We start from the raw sequence: 16,516 nt of genomic DNA, 5'->3' as shown, positions 1-16,516 counted from the left end.
GCCCCGGGGCCGGGGGCGCGGAGGGCGGGTGAGGCGGGGTCCGCGCTCAGAGGCTGTTCGCCACGGTGCGACGGTCGATCTTGCCGGTGGCGGTGCGCGGCAGCGGCGCGTCGACGAACTGGATGCCGCTGGGGATGCCGGCGCGCGGCAGCTCCGCCGCGACGTGCTCGCGCAGCCGCAGGCTGTTGAGCAGGGACCCGGCGGCACGGTGCACGACGGCGTGCAGCCGTCTGCCGGTCCGCTCGTCGGGCAGCGCGACGACCACGGCGTCCGCCACCTCGGGGTGCGAGCGCAGCGCGCCTTCGACGGCGGCGGTGTTGATGCGCGTGCCGCGGACGGTGACCATGAAGTCGCTGCGGCCGTCGAGCGTGAGCACGCCGTCGGGGTGGCGGGTCACCAGGTCCCCGGTGCGGTAGTACGGGCCGGGGGTGGTGCCGTCGGGGTGGCCGACGAACGCCTTGGCGTGGTGCACCGGGTCGAGGTAGCCGCTGGTCTGGAAGGGGGAGGTGACGATCAGCTCACCGCGCCCGGGGCCCGCGAGGACGCTGCCGTCCTCGGCGAGGATGTCCGCGCCGACGCCCTCGGCGGGGCGGCCGATCGGCACGGCGCCGTAGCGGCCGACGTCGCCGGCGGGGTCCATCTCGTGGACGAAGGTGTGGTTTGTCTCCGTACAGCCGTAGACGTTGTGCATGCGTGCCCGGGGGAAGAGGCCGGACAGCGCGGCGAGGCCGCCGGGCGACAGCGCGTCGCCGGTGACGAGGACCTCCCCGACCGGTGCGAACTCGTCGCCGCTGGCGTGCTTTTCTGCCGCTGCCAGGAGCTGGTAAAGCATCGGCACGCCGTGGACCACGTGCACGGGGCACTGCCGCAGCAGCGCGAGCAGGTGTCCGGGGTGGGCGGCGCGGTCCTGCTCCACCAGGGCGACCCGGCCGCCGTGGGCGAGGGTGGTCCAGACGTCGAGCAGGCTGAGGTCGAAGTTGAGCGGCGCGTAGCTCAGTACGGACGTGTCCGCGCGGATGCCGAACGTCGCCGCGGCCCACTCCGCGAAGGCGCCGATCGCCGCGGCGGGCAGGGGCACCGCCTTGGGGAACCCGGTGGATCCGGAGGTCGTGAGGATCAGGGCGGTGCCGTCCGGCACCCTGCCTTCGGCGGGCCTTCCGGCGACCGCCGGCCCCGCCGTGCCGGCGGTGAGGGCGCACGGGTCGGGGAGTACGAGGGCGCCGGTGTCGGCGAGGAGTTTGCGCAGCGGCTTGTCCGCCACGTCCGCGGAGGGCACCAGCACCGGCCTCGCGGCGCGCATGCAGGCGAGCATGACGGCGATGGTCTCGGGCGACTTCGCGGCGACGACGGCGACGGGAGTCCCGTCCGGGATACGGAGCGCGGCCATGTTCTTCTCCGCGGCGCGGGCCATCGCCAGCAGGTCCCGGTACGACACCGCGCGGCCCTGCCAGAACAGGGCGGTGCTCTCCGGGTGCCGGCGCGCGGCCGTGGCTATCCGTTCGGCCAGCGGGAGAGCCATGCGGGAGTCCTCCACATTCCTGTTCGACGGGTTGTCCGCCGCACCCAGGATGGGAACGGATCGCGGCTTGCCGCATCTCGAACGACGCTGTCCGTTCCGCCGGCAGGAGCCTTCGGCTGCCGTACGCGCCACGTCGATCCGCCGCGGGGGACTCCCGGGGGGCGCACGCGGCGGTGCGCTGATCGGGTGAGCGCGACGAACTCGTGTCGGGTCAGCCGCGGTGCGGATGCGGCCAGGGGTTCGTCTCGCACCTGGCGCCGTCGGTGGTGAGGGAGAGCGTCTGCTGCATCATGACGGGCGCGAGTGCCCCCTCCCGCGCGCAGTGCGCGTGCAGGCGCCCCAGCCGGTGGCCCACCTCGTGGTTGATGAGCATCTGACGGTAGCGCAGGATGTCGTCGCCGTAGGTCGTCGAGCCCTGGGCCCACCGGAAGGCGTTGATGAGGACACGCTCGGTCCTGCCGGAGTCGCACGAGACGTTGTCGACGGTGGTGTCGAAGCCCGACATGGCGCACCACTCCCCCGTCGTGCCGGGGCTGGCGAGGGTGACGGCGAAGTCGGCCGGCCCGGTCGAGACGCGCTCGAAGGTCCGCAGGCCGGCCTCGCCCCAGCCCCGCTCGTCGTTGAGGGTTTCCTGTACGGCCCGGGCGAACAGCCGGCCGTCCAGTGGCACGTCGTCCTCGACGTCGACGCGGTAGCGCACCACCCGGCCCGCGCCCGGGGCCGGGTCGTGGCCCGGCACGGTCGCGAACGTCCCGGGGCCGTCCAGCCCGGCGGGGACCGGGTACGTCTCCGCCATTCGCCGCCGGTACATCAGGTCCCCGAGTGCGGGCACGTCCACCGAGCCGCCGACGGCGAAGCCGGAGCTGTGCGGCAGCCCGGCGGCCGGCGCGCGGTACGGCACCTGGAAGCCCGACGCGCGCTGGCGCACCAGGACGGGTGGCGGCGGCTTAGCGTCGTCCGCGGCGGCGCCCTGCGGAGCGTGGGCGCGCAGGGCGTCGGGGACGAGGCTCGGGGGGAGCGCGAAGAGCCAGGCCACGACCCCGGCGGCGCCGAGGAGCGCGAACGCCACGGCGCCCGCCGCGAGGCGCATCGACGCGCGCGTACGACCGGCCACCCCTGCCCACTCCCCCGCTACTCGAACGGCACCGACAGGCACGCCAGCCGCGCGCCCGCCATGCCGGCCCCGCCGGGGTGCGTCATCGTCGCGTGCTCGTGCACCACGACGGACCGCGCCTCGCCCGGCCGGAACCGCCAGTCCTGCCGCGCGGAGGTGTAGGCGTTGCCCAGGCGGTCGGTGGTGAAGTCGAGCCACACCTCGTTCTCGGGGTTGGCGTACGCGGGGTCGACGGACGGTTGCACGGGGTCCGCCTCGTTCTGGTAGTGCGGCCCGGCTGCGGCCGGGTCGGGGCCGCACGGCTTGGTGTGGACGTGTGCGCCGTACGTGCGGTTCGGCAGCAGGCCGCTCAGGCCCATCCGGACGCTCGTCCTGCCGTCCCGGGCCACCTCGACCACGGTGATGCCCGCACCCGCGGGCACCAGCGTCGGGTCGTAGGTGAGCCCGTCGTCGGGCTCGGCGTTCTCCGGCGGCACGAAGTGCGCCTCGCGCGCGACGACATCGGGTCCTTCGCCCGCCGCGGCGACCGCCGGGGCGGGGCCGGCCGCCCCCGTCGCCAGCAGCGCCACAGCCGCGGGCACCGCGGCGAGCGCCGCCCTGGCCCGGCGCCGCGCCCCCGCCTTCGCCGTCCTCACCGCTCCGGCCACCGTCTGCATCGCCACCACTCCTCGCCCGCCTCTTCACGCGCTGCACGTACGCCCTCACCATGCCCGGTGACGCGGCCGGCAGTCGTGTCGTACGCGCGTGGCATTCGGGTGACGCGGAAGGTGGACGAGGCCCCGGGGGGAGCGCTACTTGCGGTGGTGCGTGCGGCTCCAGGTCTGGCAGCCGTTGCTCCGGACGTACTCGCCGTGGTGGACCGTGAGGTGCGTCGGCCCCGAGGTGGAGCCGCTGATGATCGGGACCAGCTCGCCGCCGTTGTCGGCCAGCCGCGCCCACCGGCAGCCGCCGGGCTCGCCGTTGGAGCCCCGCGTCGCGTACGTGCCCGGGGCGACGGCCCCGCCGACGAAGACCGTGCCGTTGTCGAACGAGGTGCGGAGCCGGTGTCCGTGGCCGGAGGAGCGGTGCGGCGAGCGGTGGTCGCGGCCGGAGACCGCGGGCGGCTGCTCGCCGCGCTTCGCCGACTCCTGCGGCCGGCTCTGCGGTTCCGCGGCCTCCTTCCCGCGGGGCTGCGTCTCGGCCGGCTTCCCGGCCGGCGTCTCAGCCGGCTTTCCGGGTTGTGCGGCCTCGGCCGCGGTGTCCCGTACCGCCGACTTGGCGTCGCTGACCGGCTCCGGCCCGCCCGTCGTCAGCATGGCGGCCACCACGCCCGTCACCACCATGAGGGCGCACGCGGCTCCGATCGCCCAGCGGTTGCCCAGAAACCGCTGAACCAGCGGCAGGTCAAGGAATTTCATGAGTTTCTTCATGGCCCCATCGCTCACATGCGCATAGTGGATGATTAGCTACATAACCTACTTTTCGCATGCGTCATCCGAGCCCTTGTCCGGCCGCGCCACGGCGTACGTCACCGCATCGGCGCAGTGAACTCCGTGCGGCACCCGCCGGTGTCGGCGCTCTCTGCCCACGGAGGGGGTCAAGCCCGGCGAGTACCGCACGGAGGCTTCACCCCGGCTCGGCGGGTGCGGCATCCTGGCGCGGCGGAAGGGACTTGCGCTGATTCGAGGAAAGCGGTGAGTTCCGTCCGGTGCATATCCATGCCCCTCCGGTACGGACCGTGACACCAGCCGCGCCGCGCACGGATTTGCATGTCGGCGCAGCTCAGAGGCGATGCGGGCGCTCCGGTACGGCTTTCGGCGCACGTACCCCGTCCGGGTGAACGGGGGCGGCTGTCCGTGCCGTGATCACGACCGTTTCTCGGCGCCTGGCTCGCAGGGAAGAAGCAGCAGCCGCGAGTCGAGGTTCACCTCGACGCCGGGCCCTCCCAACTGGATCCCCCACGTGTCCGACTTCCAGACCACGGAGTCGGAGATCCGCTACGCCCGATCAAGCGGCCCGGGGACTCCGACGGCACCTGCCGCCGCGAACGACGCCGTGACGCACGGCGGTTGGCCCGCTTGGGGCGGCGGATCGGCGCAGTCGGGGGCGCAGGCGTACCGCGGGGGGCGCCTTGGCGCACGCACAATCACTCTTCGTATGTTGATGAGCACTATGGGTAGTCAACGGGGCGGTCCAGTAGTGCGGTTTCGGGGCGCGGAGCCCTCGCGGGCCCAGGTCGAGGCGGACCTGGGGCACTTGGCGGCCGGGCCGGGAGGTGCAGAGTGTTCGCCCATGAACTGGCCGCCGCCGGGCTGCGCGGCAGGGAGACCGAGGCCGCGTACGCCGCCTGCGGACGGTACTTGAGGCGCCGCAACTCCGCGGCGTTCCCCGTGGTTCGCTTCCTGCTGCCGCCCGGCAAGCGCCCGTACTACGACGCGGTGCTCGCCTTCCGCGGGTACGCGGACGCCGTCCTCGACACCCGCGCGCACAGCCTGCACGAGCGCGCCGAGCGGTTCGACGCGCTGCGGCACGAGGCGCTGCGCCGTCTCGACCGGGGTGCCGCGGCGACCGCCGGCACGGGCGCCGGTCCCGTGACCGCGGAGGCGGTGCTGATCTGCCGGGCGCTGGCCCACACGGTACGCACCTGGGACATGGATCCGGAGGGCATCCGGCGCTTCCTGCGGACCCTGCGCTCGGACCAGGACACCTGCGCGTACGCGACGTTCGAGGATCTGGAGCTGCACCTGCGCTCCGTCAGCGGGGACATGAGCATCGAGGTCAACACCCTGCTCGAACCGGTGGACGACGAGGCCACCGTGAAGGCCGTCGCCCTCGGCTACGGCGTCTCCATGCTGGAGTTCCTCGACGACATCGCAGAAGACGCGGCCCTGGGCCGGGTCTACCTCCCCCTCGCCGACCTCGAACGCCACGGGCTGAGCCGCGACGACCTCGCCACCGCGGCCGCTCGTCAGCAGATGACCCCGCCCCTGAAAGAGGCCGTCCGCTTCGAGGCCGACCGCGTCCGGCGCTTCTTCCGGCTCGCGGACGGCTGGCACCGCCACGTCCACCCGTCCGGGCAGGAACTGCCGCGGCAGTGCCTTGAGCTGGGCCGTACGGTGCTGTCCGAGCTGATCCGCGACGACTACGACATCTTCCGGCGCCGCCGCAGCACCCGCCTGCTGTCCGCGGCGCGCGCCGGCGGCACCACGGCGTGCTCGTACCTGCGCACCCTCCGGCACCGCCGCGTGCACCCCCACCGGATTCCGCGCACCCCCGCGCAGCGCACGGGCGGGAACGGCCGGCGCGCGTAGGGCCGTGGCGCGCGCGAACGCCCGGCCGGTGGGCCGGCCGGGCGTGGCGTGCGGCGGGGGTGAGCCGCGGCGGGGTCACCGCCGGCAGAAGGGAATCTGGTCCAGGTTCAGCACGTAGCGGGCCGACATGTAGCCGTAGCCGCCGCGCACGGGCACGCGGTACCACCTGTTGTTGCCCAGGACGTTCTGGCCGATCACCTTGCACTGGATACGGACGATCGTCCCGGACTTGGCCCATCCGAGGATGTCGCTGCGCGTCGTCGGCGCGGCCCGCTTGTAGACGACGCTGTTGCCGAGCACCCTGCCCCGGTAGGGGTAGTGGTTCGCCTCGGCGGCGACCGGCGCCGCCTGCGCCTGCCCGCCCTCGGGGTCGGCCGCGGCGAGCGAGGGCGTCGTGGCGAGCGCACCGAGGGTCAGGGCGGCGGTGGCCACCAGGGCGGCGGCGGCCTTTCGGATCGACATCGGGGATCTCCTTTCGCGGTGCTGAGCACCAGAGCGGGGAGGAACGTGAGAACCGTAGGAGAAGCCGGTGGCGGCACCGCCCTATTACGGTCAGACACACCCAACTGCCCCCCGTCCAGCCCAATCCGGTCTCGGCCGCGGGCCGCGGCTGCGTGCGTCCGTGGCGGATTCCGTGGTCGGCACGGAGGCGCTCCGTGGCTCCTCGGGGCGAGGCTGTGCGCACCGTGACCGGCCCGGCGAAGGACCGGGCGGTGCGGATTCCGGAACAGGAGTGATCATGGGAACGAGCGAGGCGGGCGGATACGAGGGGTTCTCGGCCGAGGAGCGGGCCGCGATGAAGGAGCACGCCCGGGAGCAGAAGAAGGCGGCGCGCCGCGGGTCGCGGGCGGACAAGGCGGCGGAGGCGGTCCGGGACGTGCTCGCGAAGATCGCGGAGATGGGGGACGCGGACCGGGCGATGGCGGAGCGCGTCCACGCGGTCGTCACGGCCACGGCGCCGGAGCTGGCGCCGAAGACCTGGTACGGCATGCCCGCGTACGCACGGGACGGCAAGGTCGTCTGCTTCTTCCAGAGCGCCGGGAAGTTCAACACGCGCTACGCGACCCTCGGGTTCAGCGATCTGGCGAACCTCGACGAGGGCACGATGTGGGCCGCGGGCTTCGCGCTGACCGAGGTGACGGACGAGGTGGAGGCGCGGATCGCGGCGCTGGTGAAGCAGGCCGTCAGCTAACCGGCGGGGCTACGCCCGCGGTCGTCCGGCGGCCTTCGGCGGCGGGTTCCGAGGCGGGTCCCGTGGGGGAAGTTCCTGCGGCAGCCGGTCCTTCGGTACGAGGCCGAGGCCCGCGAGCGCCGCCTCGCCCGCGGCGGTGTGTTCGCCGCCCGCGAGCAGCAGCGTGCGCGCCGCCTGGTACGGGCTCCCCGCCGCGGCGAACGCCGCCGCGAGCGCCGGCAGCCGCGCAAGGTCGCCGTCGAGCAGCGCCTCCGCGCGGTCCACCTGGACGGCCGCGACCGGGTTCCCGGCGACGACGGCGCGGGCCGCGGCGATCCGCGCGCGGGCGTCCGGGTGGCCGGCGAGTACCGCCGCCTCCGCGCGCAGCGCGACGTACCAGTGCAGCCAGACCCAGCACACCCACTTCCACACCTCGTCGGGTTCGGGCGCGACCCGCTCCAGCGCGGCGCCGGCCTCGCCGCGGTGAAGCAGGACGGTGGCGTCGAAGACCGCGCCGTAGCCGTGCCGGTGCTCGGGCGTGGTGTCGGCGCGGGTGGCGAGGGAGAGCCAGGCCGCGCGGGAGTCGTCGTCGCCGCGCAGCCCGTGGATCATGGCCACCGACGCGGCCCCGGCGGCGAGGGAGAGCGACCGGTGCCCGCCGCTGTGCTCGAAGGAGTCGCGGAACCGTACGGCGTGGGCGAGGGCTTCGTCGGCGTGGCCGGCGAAGGCGTCGGCGACGAGCAGCCAGGAGGTGGCGTGGTGGCCGGCCTCGGCGAGCAGCGGGTGCTCGGCGAGTTCCCTCCCCCGGCGGCGGGCGCGGTCAAGCTCGCCGGCGCCGACCGCGGTTCCCGCGGCCATGGCGAGGGCGTCCGTCCGCTCGTGGACGGCGGCGGGGGTGGGCGGCAGGTCCGCCAGTGCCTCGGTCCTGCGGCGGGTGGCGGCGGCGGTGGCGAAGGCGTCGCCGGCCCAGCTCAGGGCGCCGGACAGCGCGTCGAGCGCGGCGGACTCCGCTACCGGGTCGGCCGCGCGGCGGGCCAGCTCGACGGCCCGTTCGACGCGCGCGATCGTCTCGTCCACGGCGTTGTCCGCGCCCCCCTGCACGGCGCCGTACGCGTCGGTGACCACCGCCGCCTCGGCCAGCGCGACGGCGGCGCCGGCGCGGGGGTCGTCGCCGGCCAGGTCGCGGGCGCGGGCGAGCAGGGCGGTGACCTCGGCGACGGCGGGGAGCCGGGTGAAGGAGGTCGAGAAGCGGTACGCGGCGGTGGCGGCCTCGGCGAGGTCGCGGCCCGCGCCCGCGCGGTCGCCGGCGCGCTCCGCGGCCCCGGCGGCGGCGCGGTGCAGGCGGTACACGTCGTCGCCGAGCCGCCGGCAGCCGGCGACCGCGGCGGCGTGCCGCAGCGCGACGGCGGCGCCCGCGTCGTCGGCGAGCGCGGCGGCCTGCTCGTACCGCTGCTGCGCCTCGCCGAGCAGGTTGCGGGTGAACGCCAGCCCGGCCAGCGAGAGGGCGAGCCCGTGGGCGTCCGCGCGCCGCTCCGGCTGGGCGGCGGCCCAGGCGAGCGCGCCCCGCACGTCCTCGGCGAGGTCGTCGAACCGGGCGCGCCAGTCCGGGCCGCCGGCACCGGCCAGCGCGGTGGCGGCGGTCGTGCACCAGCCGAGGTGGCGGGCGCGTACGGCGGTCTGCTCGCCGGCGGCGGCGAGCCGTTCCGCGCCGTACTGCCGGATGGTCTCCAGCGCCTGGTAGCGGGTGCCGGTCGCGGACGGGGTGACACCGAGGAGGCTCTGCTCGGCGAGCCGGCCGAGGCCGTCGGCGACGGCGGAGACGTCCTCGGGTCCGGGCCCGGCGACCTCGGCCGCCGCAGCGGCCGTGAACGGGGCGACGAACACCGAGATCCGGCGCAGCAGCGCCCGGTCCTGTGGCTGCAGCAGGTCGTGGCTCCAGTCGAGCACGGCACGCACCGAGCGGTGGCGGTCGTCGGCGCGGGCGCCGCCGCTGAGGATCCGGAGCTGATCGCCGAGGCCGGCGGCCAGGCCGTCGAGCCCGAGCGTCGCCCAGCGGGCGGCGGCCAGCTCGATGGCCAGGGCCATACCGTCGAGCCGTTCGCAGACGGCCACGACGCCTTCGGCCGCGCCCGGTCCGGGCAGCGGGCCGACCGCCGCCGCGCGGTCCATGAACAGGGCCACGGCGTCGGAGTCGTCGCCGCCGGCGCGGGACAGCGGGGGCACCGGGAAGGCGCGCTCGAAGGGCACCAGGAGGCGGGCCCGGCTGGTGGTGAGCACCCGCAGCCGGGGGCAGGCGGCGAGGAGACGCTCCAGGAACGGTGCGACTCCGTCGCGCACGTGCTCGCAGTTGTCCAGCACGAGCAGCGCGTCGTGGTCCGCGAGCGCGCCCAGCGCGGCGTCGTCCACGTCGCGTCCCGGCTGTTCGCCCGCGCCCACGGCGGCGGCGACCGCGGCACCCACCCGCGCCGGGTCGGTGACCGGGACCAGGTCGGCGAACCACACGCCGTCGGGGAACTCGGCGGCCAGGTCGCCGGCCACCGCGAGCGCGAGCCGCGTCTTGCCCACGCCGCCTGGGCCGACGGCGGTGACCTGCCGGTGGGCCCGTACCGCCGCGGCGAGTTCGGCGCGCTCGCGCGCGCGGCCGACGAACGCCGTCAGCGGCGCGGGCAGCGCGGGCGCGGGTCCGGCGTGGCCGGCGCGGGCGGTGGCGGCGGCGTGCCGGGCGAGGGCACGCCGGTCGGGCAGGTGCAGCTTGCGCAGCAACGAGGAGACGTGCGATTCGACGGTGCGTACGGAGATGAAGAGGCGCCCGGCGATCTCGGCGTTGCTCAGGTGCTCGCCGAGGAGCGCGAGCACTTCGGCTTCGCGGGCGGAGATCGGCGGGGCGGACACCACCTCATTATCCGCGGTGCTCTCCGTGGTCGGCACGGAGGCGGTACGGGGACGGGCGGGGCGAGGCTGTGGTGTCACGGCGATCGGGCCGGGTGCGGCGCACCGGGCGGATCGCGTACGAGCCTCACGACGACCAGGAGCGAGAGATGACCGCACCCACGCACCCCGCCGCGCCCCGGACCACCGACCGCCGCCGCCGGGACACCGAGCACCGGCTCGCCCACGACGTCGACGTCTGGGTGGCCAGCGCGGCGCCGGACGGCACGCCCCACCTCGTGCCGCTGTCGTTCTCCTGGGACGGTGAGGCGCTGTGGGTGGCGACGCCGGCGGCGAGCCCGACCGGCAGGAACATGGCCGCCACCGGGGTGGCGCGGCTGGCGCTGGGCCCTACCCGGGACGTCACGCTGATCGACGGCGAGGTCGAGGTCTTCGAGCTGGACGCGTTGCCGCGGGAGCACGGCGACCGCTTCGCGGCGCGTACGGGCTTCGACCCGCGCGGCCTCGCCGCCCCGTACCGCTGGTTCCGGATCACCCCGCGGCGGATCCAGGCCTGGCGCGAGGTGAACGAGCTGCGCGGACGCGAGCTGATGCGCGACGGCCGCTGGCTGGACTGACCCCGCGGCGGGCTGTGTCGCGGTTCACATGCTCCGGCGCGGGGGCACGGAACAAGCGGAGGTCCCCTCCCGTTGAACAGAGCGTGGGTATGGAGGGAACAGTGTCCCCGGGCCTCACCTCTCGCCCGTGGGGAAGATCGTTCGGCTGAAGCCCCACGGAGCCTTTCGCCGCGAGGCGACCGCCCTCCGTATCCACCCCGGACCGCCCCGGTCGGATCCCCCCTCCGACCGGGGCTTCCCCTTTCCCGGCCCCCGGCTGCGTAGCCGCGCGCACGGCTACGCGCCCGGGTGCCTCTCCTCGCCGAGGGCGTCGGGCAGGGCGATGTCGTCCAACTGCCGGCGCAGCGCCTCCTCCTCTTCCGTCAGCGGCAGGTCGGGGCGCAGGCGTTCGGGGTGGCCGGGGACGGGACCCGGCGGGACCGCGGGCTCGGGCAGGACAGGGGGTGGTGGCGGGATGAAGAACCACACGCGGCCGAGGGCGGTCAGGGCTTCCTGCAGCAGACGCCGCAGCCTGACGAGGGCAGCAACCATCCGGGCAGACTGTTGCGCGGCGCCAAAGTCCCGCCAAAATCCGGCTGCCCCACTCCCCCGCGAACCGTCCGCGCGCCACCATCGGGTAGCCGGAGACGCACCTCGAAGGCTCAAGCGCCGTACGGAACGCCCGCGTTCACTCCTGCATGCCGGACGGGGCGGTCCTCGCGGGCCGATGCGATTGTCCCAGGGGATGTATACTCCGCAGCACCACGACAAGGTCAGGATGAACGATACAAAACGGACCTACGCATTACCCGTCCACCTGAGATAATCCGGCCTTGCACAGCCAAAACCAACCTGTAAAACTAACCGAATACGCGGTACGGCGCTTCCCCTGAGTGCCGTATGACCTGGACTTGCTCAGGTGCATGGATTCACACGACGAATCCACTGCGCCAACGGGAGGTGAGTAATCCGGTATGGCTTTCGTCATCCGTGCGGCCGAATTCGAGGCGCTGCGGTCTGCTTTCTCTCGCTGTCTCCACGGAATGTCGCGCACAATTCTCATCGAAGGCGGCGTGGGCTGCGGCAAGAGCGCGCTGTTACACGCCATCACAGAACACGCGGCCGACATGGGCGCGACCATCCTCAGCGTGCAGGGCAGAAGCACCGCGGCGCACCCGCCGATCTCCCTGTTCCAGCAGCTCGTCGCGCAGGTGCCGGCCCCCGCACCGGGCGAGGTCCCCACGGGGGCCACGCCCGCACTGCAGTTCAGCGCCGCGCTGCCGCACGTCGCGGAGAACGGTGCGGTGGTGATCAGTGTCGACGACGTCCAGGACATCCCCTGGTCCGAACTCGACTTCCTGCTCCAGACGGTGAGTTGGCACCGCAGCCGGCGCACCCTCATCCTCCTCTCCCACTGTCCGCACCTGCGCCATCGCGACCAGCCGGTCAAGACGGAGCTGCTGCGGCGGCCGAACGCCCAGCGCATCCACCTGGGTCCGCTGGACGAGCGGGGGGTACGGGCGGCGGTCACCACGCGCGTCAACCGGCCGCACGAGCAGTGGATCGAGCTGCTGCACCACCTCAGCGGCGGCAGCCCGCTGCTGCTGCGCGCGCTGCTGGAGGACCTCCGGGACGAGGACATGGAGGCGCGGCCGACCGGCGCGGAGACCTCCGCGGAGCTGGGCATGTACGGCCGCGCGGTCGTGTCCTGCCTTTACCGCAGCGGCGCCACCGCGGTGGAACTGGGGCGGCTGGTCTCCGTACTCGGGGATTCCGCGGCACCGGAGCTGCTGTCGGGCATGACCCGTGTTTCACCCGCGGTCGTGGACCAGCAGTTGGAGGCGCTGCGTAACTCCGGGATCCTGGACGGCACGAATTTCCGGCACGGGAGCGCTCCCCGGGAAATACTTGCGGACCTGGGCACGCTCCAGCGAAACGAACTGCACCGGCGCGCCGCAATGGTCCAGAACAGTGCGGGCAGTCCCACCACAGAAGTGGCCCGCCATCTCCTCGCCGCCCGGCACGCGCCGGAGGCGTGGCAGCGGTCCGCACTGCGCGACGCCGCGGAGACGGCCATCGGCCAGGAAAACATCCGGCTGGCCGTCAGGTATCTCGAACTCGCGCTGGAAAACAGCCCGAACAGCCCGGATCGTATCGAGATATACCTGCGCCTGGCGCTCATCACCCAGCGCATCAGCCCGGCGGCCACCGAAGTCCGGCACCTGACGGCACTCCTCAGTGCCTTCCATGCGGACAAAATGCCCAGCACGGCCTACGACGGACTCGCGGATCTGCTCTTCAGGTACGGCAAAATCCAGGAGGCGTTCGAGGTTCTCCAGCGGCAGGGCGCCGAGTCGAGCGCCGCCGACGTCCGCGCCGGGGACCACCCCAGCATCGGCTGGCTGTGGGCCTGGTACAGCCACCAGTCCGCCCGGCACGAGGGCGAAGGGCAGGCTCCGCGTCTCCCGCCGCCCGACGACGGCGCCCGCAGCCCGTACGCGTCGGCATCCTCCCTGTTCCAGAGCTTCGAGGGGTCGTTCCTGCACGGCGAGCGCGGGGACTGGGCCGCCGCGGCCGAGAACCTGCTGGAGGTCTCGACCCTCTCCGACTCCACGGTCTGGTCGCTGTCCTGCGCGATCAAGGCCCTGGTCATCGCCGACCGGCTCGAATCCGCCTGGCAATGGTGCGAGTGGCTGATCAAGGAGTCGGCGAGCCGGGACGCACCGGGCTGGCAGGCCATCTTCTCGCTGCAGCAGGCGATGATCGCCCTGCGGCAGGGCAAACTGGCGGCGAGCCTTGAGTGCATCAGGCTGGTGGAGAGCGTCATCACCGAGCGCAGCACGGGGTACGCGTGCGCGGCGGAGGCTGTGCTCGCCGCGCTGCACATGGAGATGGGGCGCTACGACGAGGTGGCGCGGGTGTTCGCCAAGCCCGTTCCCCCGGCGTGGGAGAAGAGCGTCTACTGGCTCAGCTACCTGTGCGTCCGCGGCAGCTTCCATCTCGCCACGAACAGGCCGCACTCGGCGCTGGCCGACTTCTTGCGGATCGGGAAGGTCGCGGAGCGCACCCTCGTCGACCATCCGACGCTCGCGCCGTGGCGGCTCTACGTCGCCCAGGCGTGGCTGCACCTGGGGGACGAGGAGATGTCCGCGCGCATGCTCGCCGAGCACACCGCGCGCGCCCCGTGCCACGGCGGTCGCACCCACGCGATGGAGCTGCGGCTACGGGCCAGGTTGGCGCCGCCGCACAAGCGCCCCGGGCTGCTGTTCCGGGCGGTCGACGAACTCCTCGCCACCGGCGACCGGTTGGACCAGGCGCGGACGCTGCACGAACTCGCCACGGAGCTGCGGGGACTCGGCCACGAGTCCTGGGCGGGCAGGGCGCAGGCCGCGGCGGCGCACATCGCCCGCAACTGCCTGCCCGACCACGCCATGGCACGTACGCCGCTCCCGGAGCGGGCGAGCAGGCCCGTGCCCGACCCGGCGAGTGCGGCGGGCCCGGCAGGCGCCGCCGGCGGCCAGAAGCTGCTGACCCGGGCGGAGCACCGGGTGGCCGCGCTGGTGGCGAAGGGGATGACCAACCGTCAGGTCGCTGGCAGACTGCACATCACGGTGAGCACGGTCGAGCAGCATCTCACCCGCATCTACCAGAAGCTGGGCATCGGCCAGCGCGCCGACATCGGCAAGCGGCTGAAGAGCCTGCCGGCCTGACAGGACGTACCGTACGGGCGCGGAGTGCACCTCCGTGCCCGTACGCCTTTAGCGGCTCTTTGTCCGCCTCCAACCGGCGCCAATAGCGTGGGCGGCGACAAACGAGTCGGAGTGCTCAAGGTGCGCTTTCCCCCGTGTGCCGGCCTCTCGCACCCGGGAGAGCGCGGGAAGGCATGGCCCCGGTGACCGCACAGACCCCGTTCGACGAGACGTGGCTGCGCCGCTTCGGCGCGGCCCGGCAGCCGAACGTACGGCTTGTCTGCCTGCCCCACGCGGGCGGCGCGGCGACCACGTTCTTCCCGCTGCAGCGGCAACTGCCGCCGTCGGTCGAGTTCGTGGCCGTGCAGTACCCGGGCCGGCACGACCGCCGCCACGAACGGCCGCTGCGCGACGTCCACGCGCTGGCCGACCGGGTGGCCGACGTCCTCGCGCCGCTCACGGACCTGCCGCTGGTCCTCTTCGGGCACAGCATGGGCGCTGTCGTCGGCTTCGAGACCGCCGCACGGCTGGAGCGGACCGGCGCCAACCCGCCGATCGGCCTGGTCGCCTCCGGTCGGCACTCGCCGGCGACGCCGCGCGTCGAGACCGTGCACCAGCGCGACGACGACGGGCTCATCGCGGAGATCACCACGCTGAGCGGCACCGACCCGCAGATCCTGGCCGACCCGGACATGCGCGCCATGATCCTGCCGGCGCTGCGCGCCGACTACACCGCCGTGGAGACGTACCGCTACGACCGGAGCTTCGTACTCCGCTGCCCCGTCAGCGTCTTCACGGGCACCGCGGACCCGCGGGTGACCGAGCGCGAGGCGTCTGCCTGGGAGCCGCTGACCTCGGGCGCCTTCCGCATCGAGCGGTTCCCCGGTGGCCACTTCTACCTCGAAGGCGCGGAGCGGGCCGTCGCCACCGCCCTCATGCGCGACGTCCGGGCGTTCTCGACCGCGACCGCGACGTAGTCCCGTTGACCCATCCCCGAAAGGTAGTGCCCGCTTCATGACGACCATCGACGATCTTGTGGTGCTGATCCGTGACGAGCTGGGGCTGCCGGTGTCCGTCGAGGACGCCGACCGGCCTCTGGACGAGATCGCCGGCTGGGACTCGGTGCACCTGCTCTGGCTGACGGCCGCGCTCGAACGCCGCACCGGGCGCAGCGTGTCGCTTCCGGACCTGCTGGAGGCCGGCAGCCTCAACGGCATCCACAAGGCGGCGGTCGCGGCGTGAGCGTCACCCGCTTCCCCGCCGAGCGCCGCCACACGCTCTACCACTGCGACGAGATACGGGACGCGGCGCCGGTCTTCCTCGACACCGAGGTGGACATGAGCCGGATACAGGAGCACCGGGCGCAGGCCCGGCGCGACGGCCGCAGGTACTCGGTCGTCTCGTACGTCCTGCATGCGTCCGGCAGCGTGCTCGCCCGGCACCCGGAGGCCAACGCGGCCATCCGCGGCCGGCTCCGCCCCAAGGTCGCCCGCTACGCGACCGTCGGCGGCAAGGTGACGCTGGACAAGACCCTCGGCGGGCGCCGCGTGGTGCTGTCCTCCGTCGTGCCGAAGCTGGACCAGGCGAGCCTGGACGACGTGCAGGGGCACGTGGACCGGCTGCGCGACGGAGATCCCGCGTCCATGCCGGAGTTCGAGGCGGTCCGCAAGCTGCACCGGCTGCCCGTGCCTGTCGGCCGCACGCTGTTCCGGCTCGCGACGCGGTCGCTCGCGCACCGGCCCGAACTGCGGGGCACCGTCGCCGTCACCTCGCTGGGCCATCGCGCGGTGGACGGCTTCCATTCGGTCGGCGGCGCGACCGTCACGCTGGGCGTCGGGCGGATCGTGGACCGTCCGGTCGTCAGGGACGGGGCCGTCGTCGTGGCGCCGGTGATGCGGCTGAACCTCGCCTTCGACCACAGGGTGATCGACGGGGCCGAGGCGGCCGACGTGCTCTCCGAACTCCGGGACTTCCTGGAGGCGTACGGGCCGGAAGCGGCCCCCGGTACGGCAGACGCCGGCGAGGCAGCCGTCGCCGAGCCGTCCGCCGGGCGGCCTGCCGCGCAGGAGGAGTCCGTCCACGAGGCCGCCGACGCCCGCGACCCGGCCTCCCCCGCCCCGAGTCCCTGACCCGCTTCGCACCGCAGCGGGGTTCGCCGCCACCCCGCCTCCCGTACCGCCGGCCCGCGCACTCCCGTCGCGGGCCGGCGGTCCTTTCCGCCCACCCCGGTCCACCGGCCGGGCCGGGC

14 protein-coding genes are annotated in these 16,516 nt (G+C 74.0%); 7 read left to right on the top strand and 7 right to left on the bottom strand.

The genetic code is table 11. From position 1 onward, the window contains the following. Nucleotides 1-46: 46 nt before the first annotated feature. From O7599_RS36670 to O7599_RS36655, 4 genes are all read right to left on the bottom strand, one after another. A complete protein-coding gene (locus O7599_RS36670) occupies nt 47-1,519 on the bottom strand; it encodes an AMP-binding protein (protein WP_281619926.1) in 1,473 nt (490 codons plus the stop codon). A 211-nt stretch (nt 1,520-1,730) separates the two neighbouring features. Further along, nucleotides 1,731-2,633, bottom strand: coding sequence for a DUF3152 domain-containing protein (locus O7599_RS36665; RefSeq protein ID WP_348652582.1), 903 nt, complete (start codon nt 2,631-2,633; stop codon nt 1,731-1,733). 17 nt (nt 2,634-2,650) lie between these two features. Further along, nucleotides 2,651-3,289, bottom strand: coding sequence for a superoxide dismutase family protein (locus tag O7599_RS36660; protein WP_281619925.1), 639 nt, complete (start codon nt 3,287-3,289; stop codon nt 2,651-2,653). Nucleotides 3,290-3,424: 135 nt separating this feature from the next. After that, nucleotides 3,425-4,030 (bottom strand): hypothetical protein, encoded by a 606-nt coding sequence (locus O7599_RS36655; RefSeq protein ID WP_281619924.1) that lies wholly within the window; start codon nt 4,028-4,030, stop codon nt 3,425-3,427. A gap of 864 nt (nt 4,031-4,894) precedes the next feature. On the opposite strand from O7599_RS36655, the gene O7599_RS36650 reads away from it, so the two are divergent. Further along, nucleotides 4,895-5,923, top strand: coding sequence for a squalene/phytoene synthase family protein (locus O7599_RS36650; protein ID WP_281619923.1), 1,029 nt, complete (start codon nt 4,895-4,897; stop codon nt 5,921-5,923). A 75-nt stretch (nt 5,924-5,998) separates the two neighbouring features. Here the strand turns inward: O7599_RS36650 and O7599_RS36645 are convergent, their stop codons facing one another. Continuing rightward, complete coding sequence (locus O7599_RS36645) at nt 5,999-6,385, bottom strand: SH3 domain-containing protein (protein WP_281619922.1); 387 nt, start codon at nt 6,383-6,385, stop codon at nt 5,999-6,001. 277 nt (nt 6,386-6,662) lie between these two features. Here O7599_RS36645 and O7599_RS36640 point away from each other — a divergent pair, with 277 nt between their 5' ends. Next, nucleotides 6,663-7,115 carry a DUF1801 domain-containing protein gene (locus O7599_RS36640; protein WP_281619921.1) on the top strand — a complete coding sequence of 151 codons (453 nt, stop codon included), beginning with the start codon at nt 6,663-6,665 and terminating at the stop codon, nt 7,113-7,115. 9 nt (nt 7,116-7,124) lie between these two features. Here the strand turns inward: O7599_RS36640 and O7599_RS36635 are convergent, their stop codons facing one another. Then, entirely contained in the window at nt 7,125-9,986 is a 2,862-nt protein-coding gene (locus O7599_RS36635; RefSeq protein WP_281619920.1) for a LuxR C-terminal-related transcriptional regulator, read from the bottom strand. Between the two features lie 146 nt (nt 9,987-10,132). On the opposite strand from O7599_RS36635, the gene O7599_RS36630 reads away from it, so the two are divergent. Continuing rightward, nucleotides 10,133-10,600 carry a pyridoxamine 5'-phosphate oxidase family protein gene (locus tag O7599_RS36630; protein ID WP_281619919.1) on the top strand — a complete coding sequence of 156 codons (468 nt, stop codon included), beginning with the start codon at nt 10,133-10,135 and terminating at the stop codon, nt 10,598-10,600. Nucleotides 10,601-10,876: 276 nt separating this feature from the next. Here the strand turns inward: O7599_RS36630 and O7599_RS36625 are convergent, their stop codons facing one another. After that, a complete protein-coding gene (locus O7599_RS36625) occupies nt 10,877-11,131 on the bottom strand; it encodes a DUF6059 family protein (RefSeq protein WP_281619918.1) in 255 nt (84 codons plus the stop codon). Nucleotides 11,132-11,553: 422 nt separating this feature from the next. Here O7599_RS36625 and O7599_RS36620 point away from each other — a divergent pair, with 422 nt between their 5' ends. The 4 genes from O7599_RS36620 (at nt 11,554) to O7599_RS36605 (ending at nt 16,397) form a co-directional block, all read left to right on the top strand. Then, the gene (locus O7599_RS36620; protein ID WP_281619917.1) at nt 11,554-14,289 is read left to right on the top strand and encodes a LuxR family transcriptional regulator; all 2,736 of its coding nucleotides are present in this window, start codon (nt 11,554-11,556) and stop codon (nt 14,287-14,289) included. 173 nt (nt 14,290-14,462) lie between these two features. Beyond that, nucleotides 14,463-15,245 (top strand): alpha/beta fold hydrolase, encoded by a 783-nt coding sequence (locus tag O7599_RS36615; protein WP_281619916.1) that lies wholly within the window; start codon nt 14,463-14,465, stop codon nt 15,243-15,245. A 37-nt stretch (nt 15,246-15,282) separates the two neighbouring features. Continuing rightward, nucleotides 15,283-15,510: an acyl carrier protein gene (locus tag O7599_RS36610; protein ID WP_027756637.1), complete on the top strand. Its 228-nt coding sequence runs from the start codon at nt 15,283-15,285 to the stop codon at nt 15,508-15,510. Beyond that, nucleotides 15,507-16,397 (top strand): 2-oxo acid dehydrogenase subunit E2, encoded by an 891-nt coding sequence (locus O7599_RS36605; protein ID WP_281619915.1) that lies wholly within the window; start codon nt 15,507-15,509, stop codon nt 16,395-16,397. The genes O7599_RS36610 and O7599_RS36605 overlap by 4 nt, the downstream gene beginning before the upstream one ends. Nucleotides 16,398-16,516 lie beyond the last annotated feature (119 nt).

This window comes from Streptomyces sp. WMMC500 (genome assembly GCF_027497195.1).
Lineage (GTDB): Bacteria > Actinomycetota > Actinomycetes > Streptomycetales > Streptomycetaceae > Streptomyces.
This window is presented reverse-complemented; position numbering and strand designations above follow the sequence as displayed.

Bases quoted from the DNA above. Each gene is read 5' to 3' on its own strand.
- O7599_RS36670 (WP_281619926.1), bottom strand. From the start codon at position 1,519: ATGGCTCTCCCGCTGGCCGAACGGATAGCCACGGCCGCGCGCCGGCAC.
- O7599_RS36660 (WP_281619925.1), bottom strand. From the start codon at position 3,289: ATGCAGACGGTGGCCGGAGCGGTGAGGACGGCGAAGGCGGGGGCGCGG.
- O7599_RS36655 (WP_281619924.1), bottom strand. From the start codon at position 4,030: ATGAAATTCCTTGACCTGCCGCTGGTTCAGCGGTTTCTGGGCAACCGC.
- O7599_RS36645 (WP_281619922.1), bottom strand. From the start codon at position 6,385: ATGTCGATCCGAAAGGCCGCCGCCGCCCTGGTGGCCACCGCCGCCCTG.
- O7599_RS36640 (WP_281619921.1), top strand. From the start codon at position 6,663: ATGGGAACGAGCGAGGCGGGCGGATACGAGGGGTTCTCGGCCGAGGAG.
- O7599_RS36630 (WP_281619919.1), top strand. From the start codon at position 10,133: ATGACCGCACCCACGCACCCCGCCGCGCCCCGGACCACCGACCGCCGC.
- O7599_RS36625 (WP_281619918.1), bottom strand. From the start codon at position 11,131: ATGGTTGCTGCCCTCGTCAGGCTGCGGCGTCTGCTGCAGGAAGCCCTG.
- O7599_RS36620 (WP_281619917.1), top strand. From the start codon at position 11,554: ATGGCTTTCGTCATCCGTGCGGCCGAATTCGAGGCGCTGCGGTCTGCT.
- O7599_RS36615 (WP_281619916.1), top strand. From the start codon at position 14,463: ATGGCCCCGGTGACCGCACAGACCCCGTTCGACGAGACGTGGCTGCGC.
- O7599_RS36610 (WP_027756637.1), top strand. From the start codon at position 15,283: ATGACGACCATCGACGATCTTGTGGTGCTGATCCGTGACGAGCTGGGG.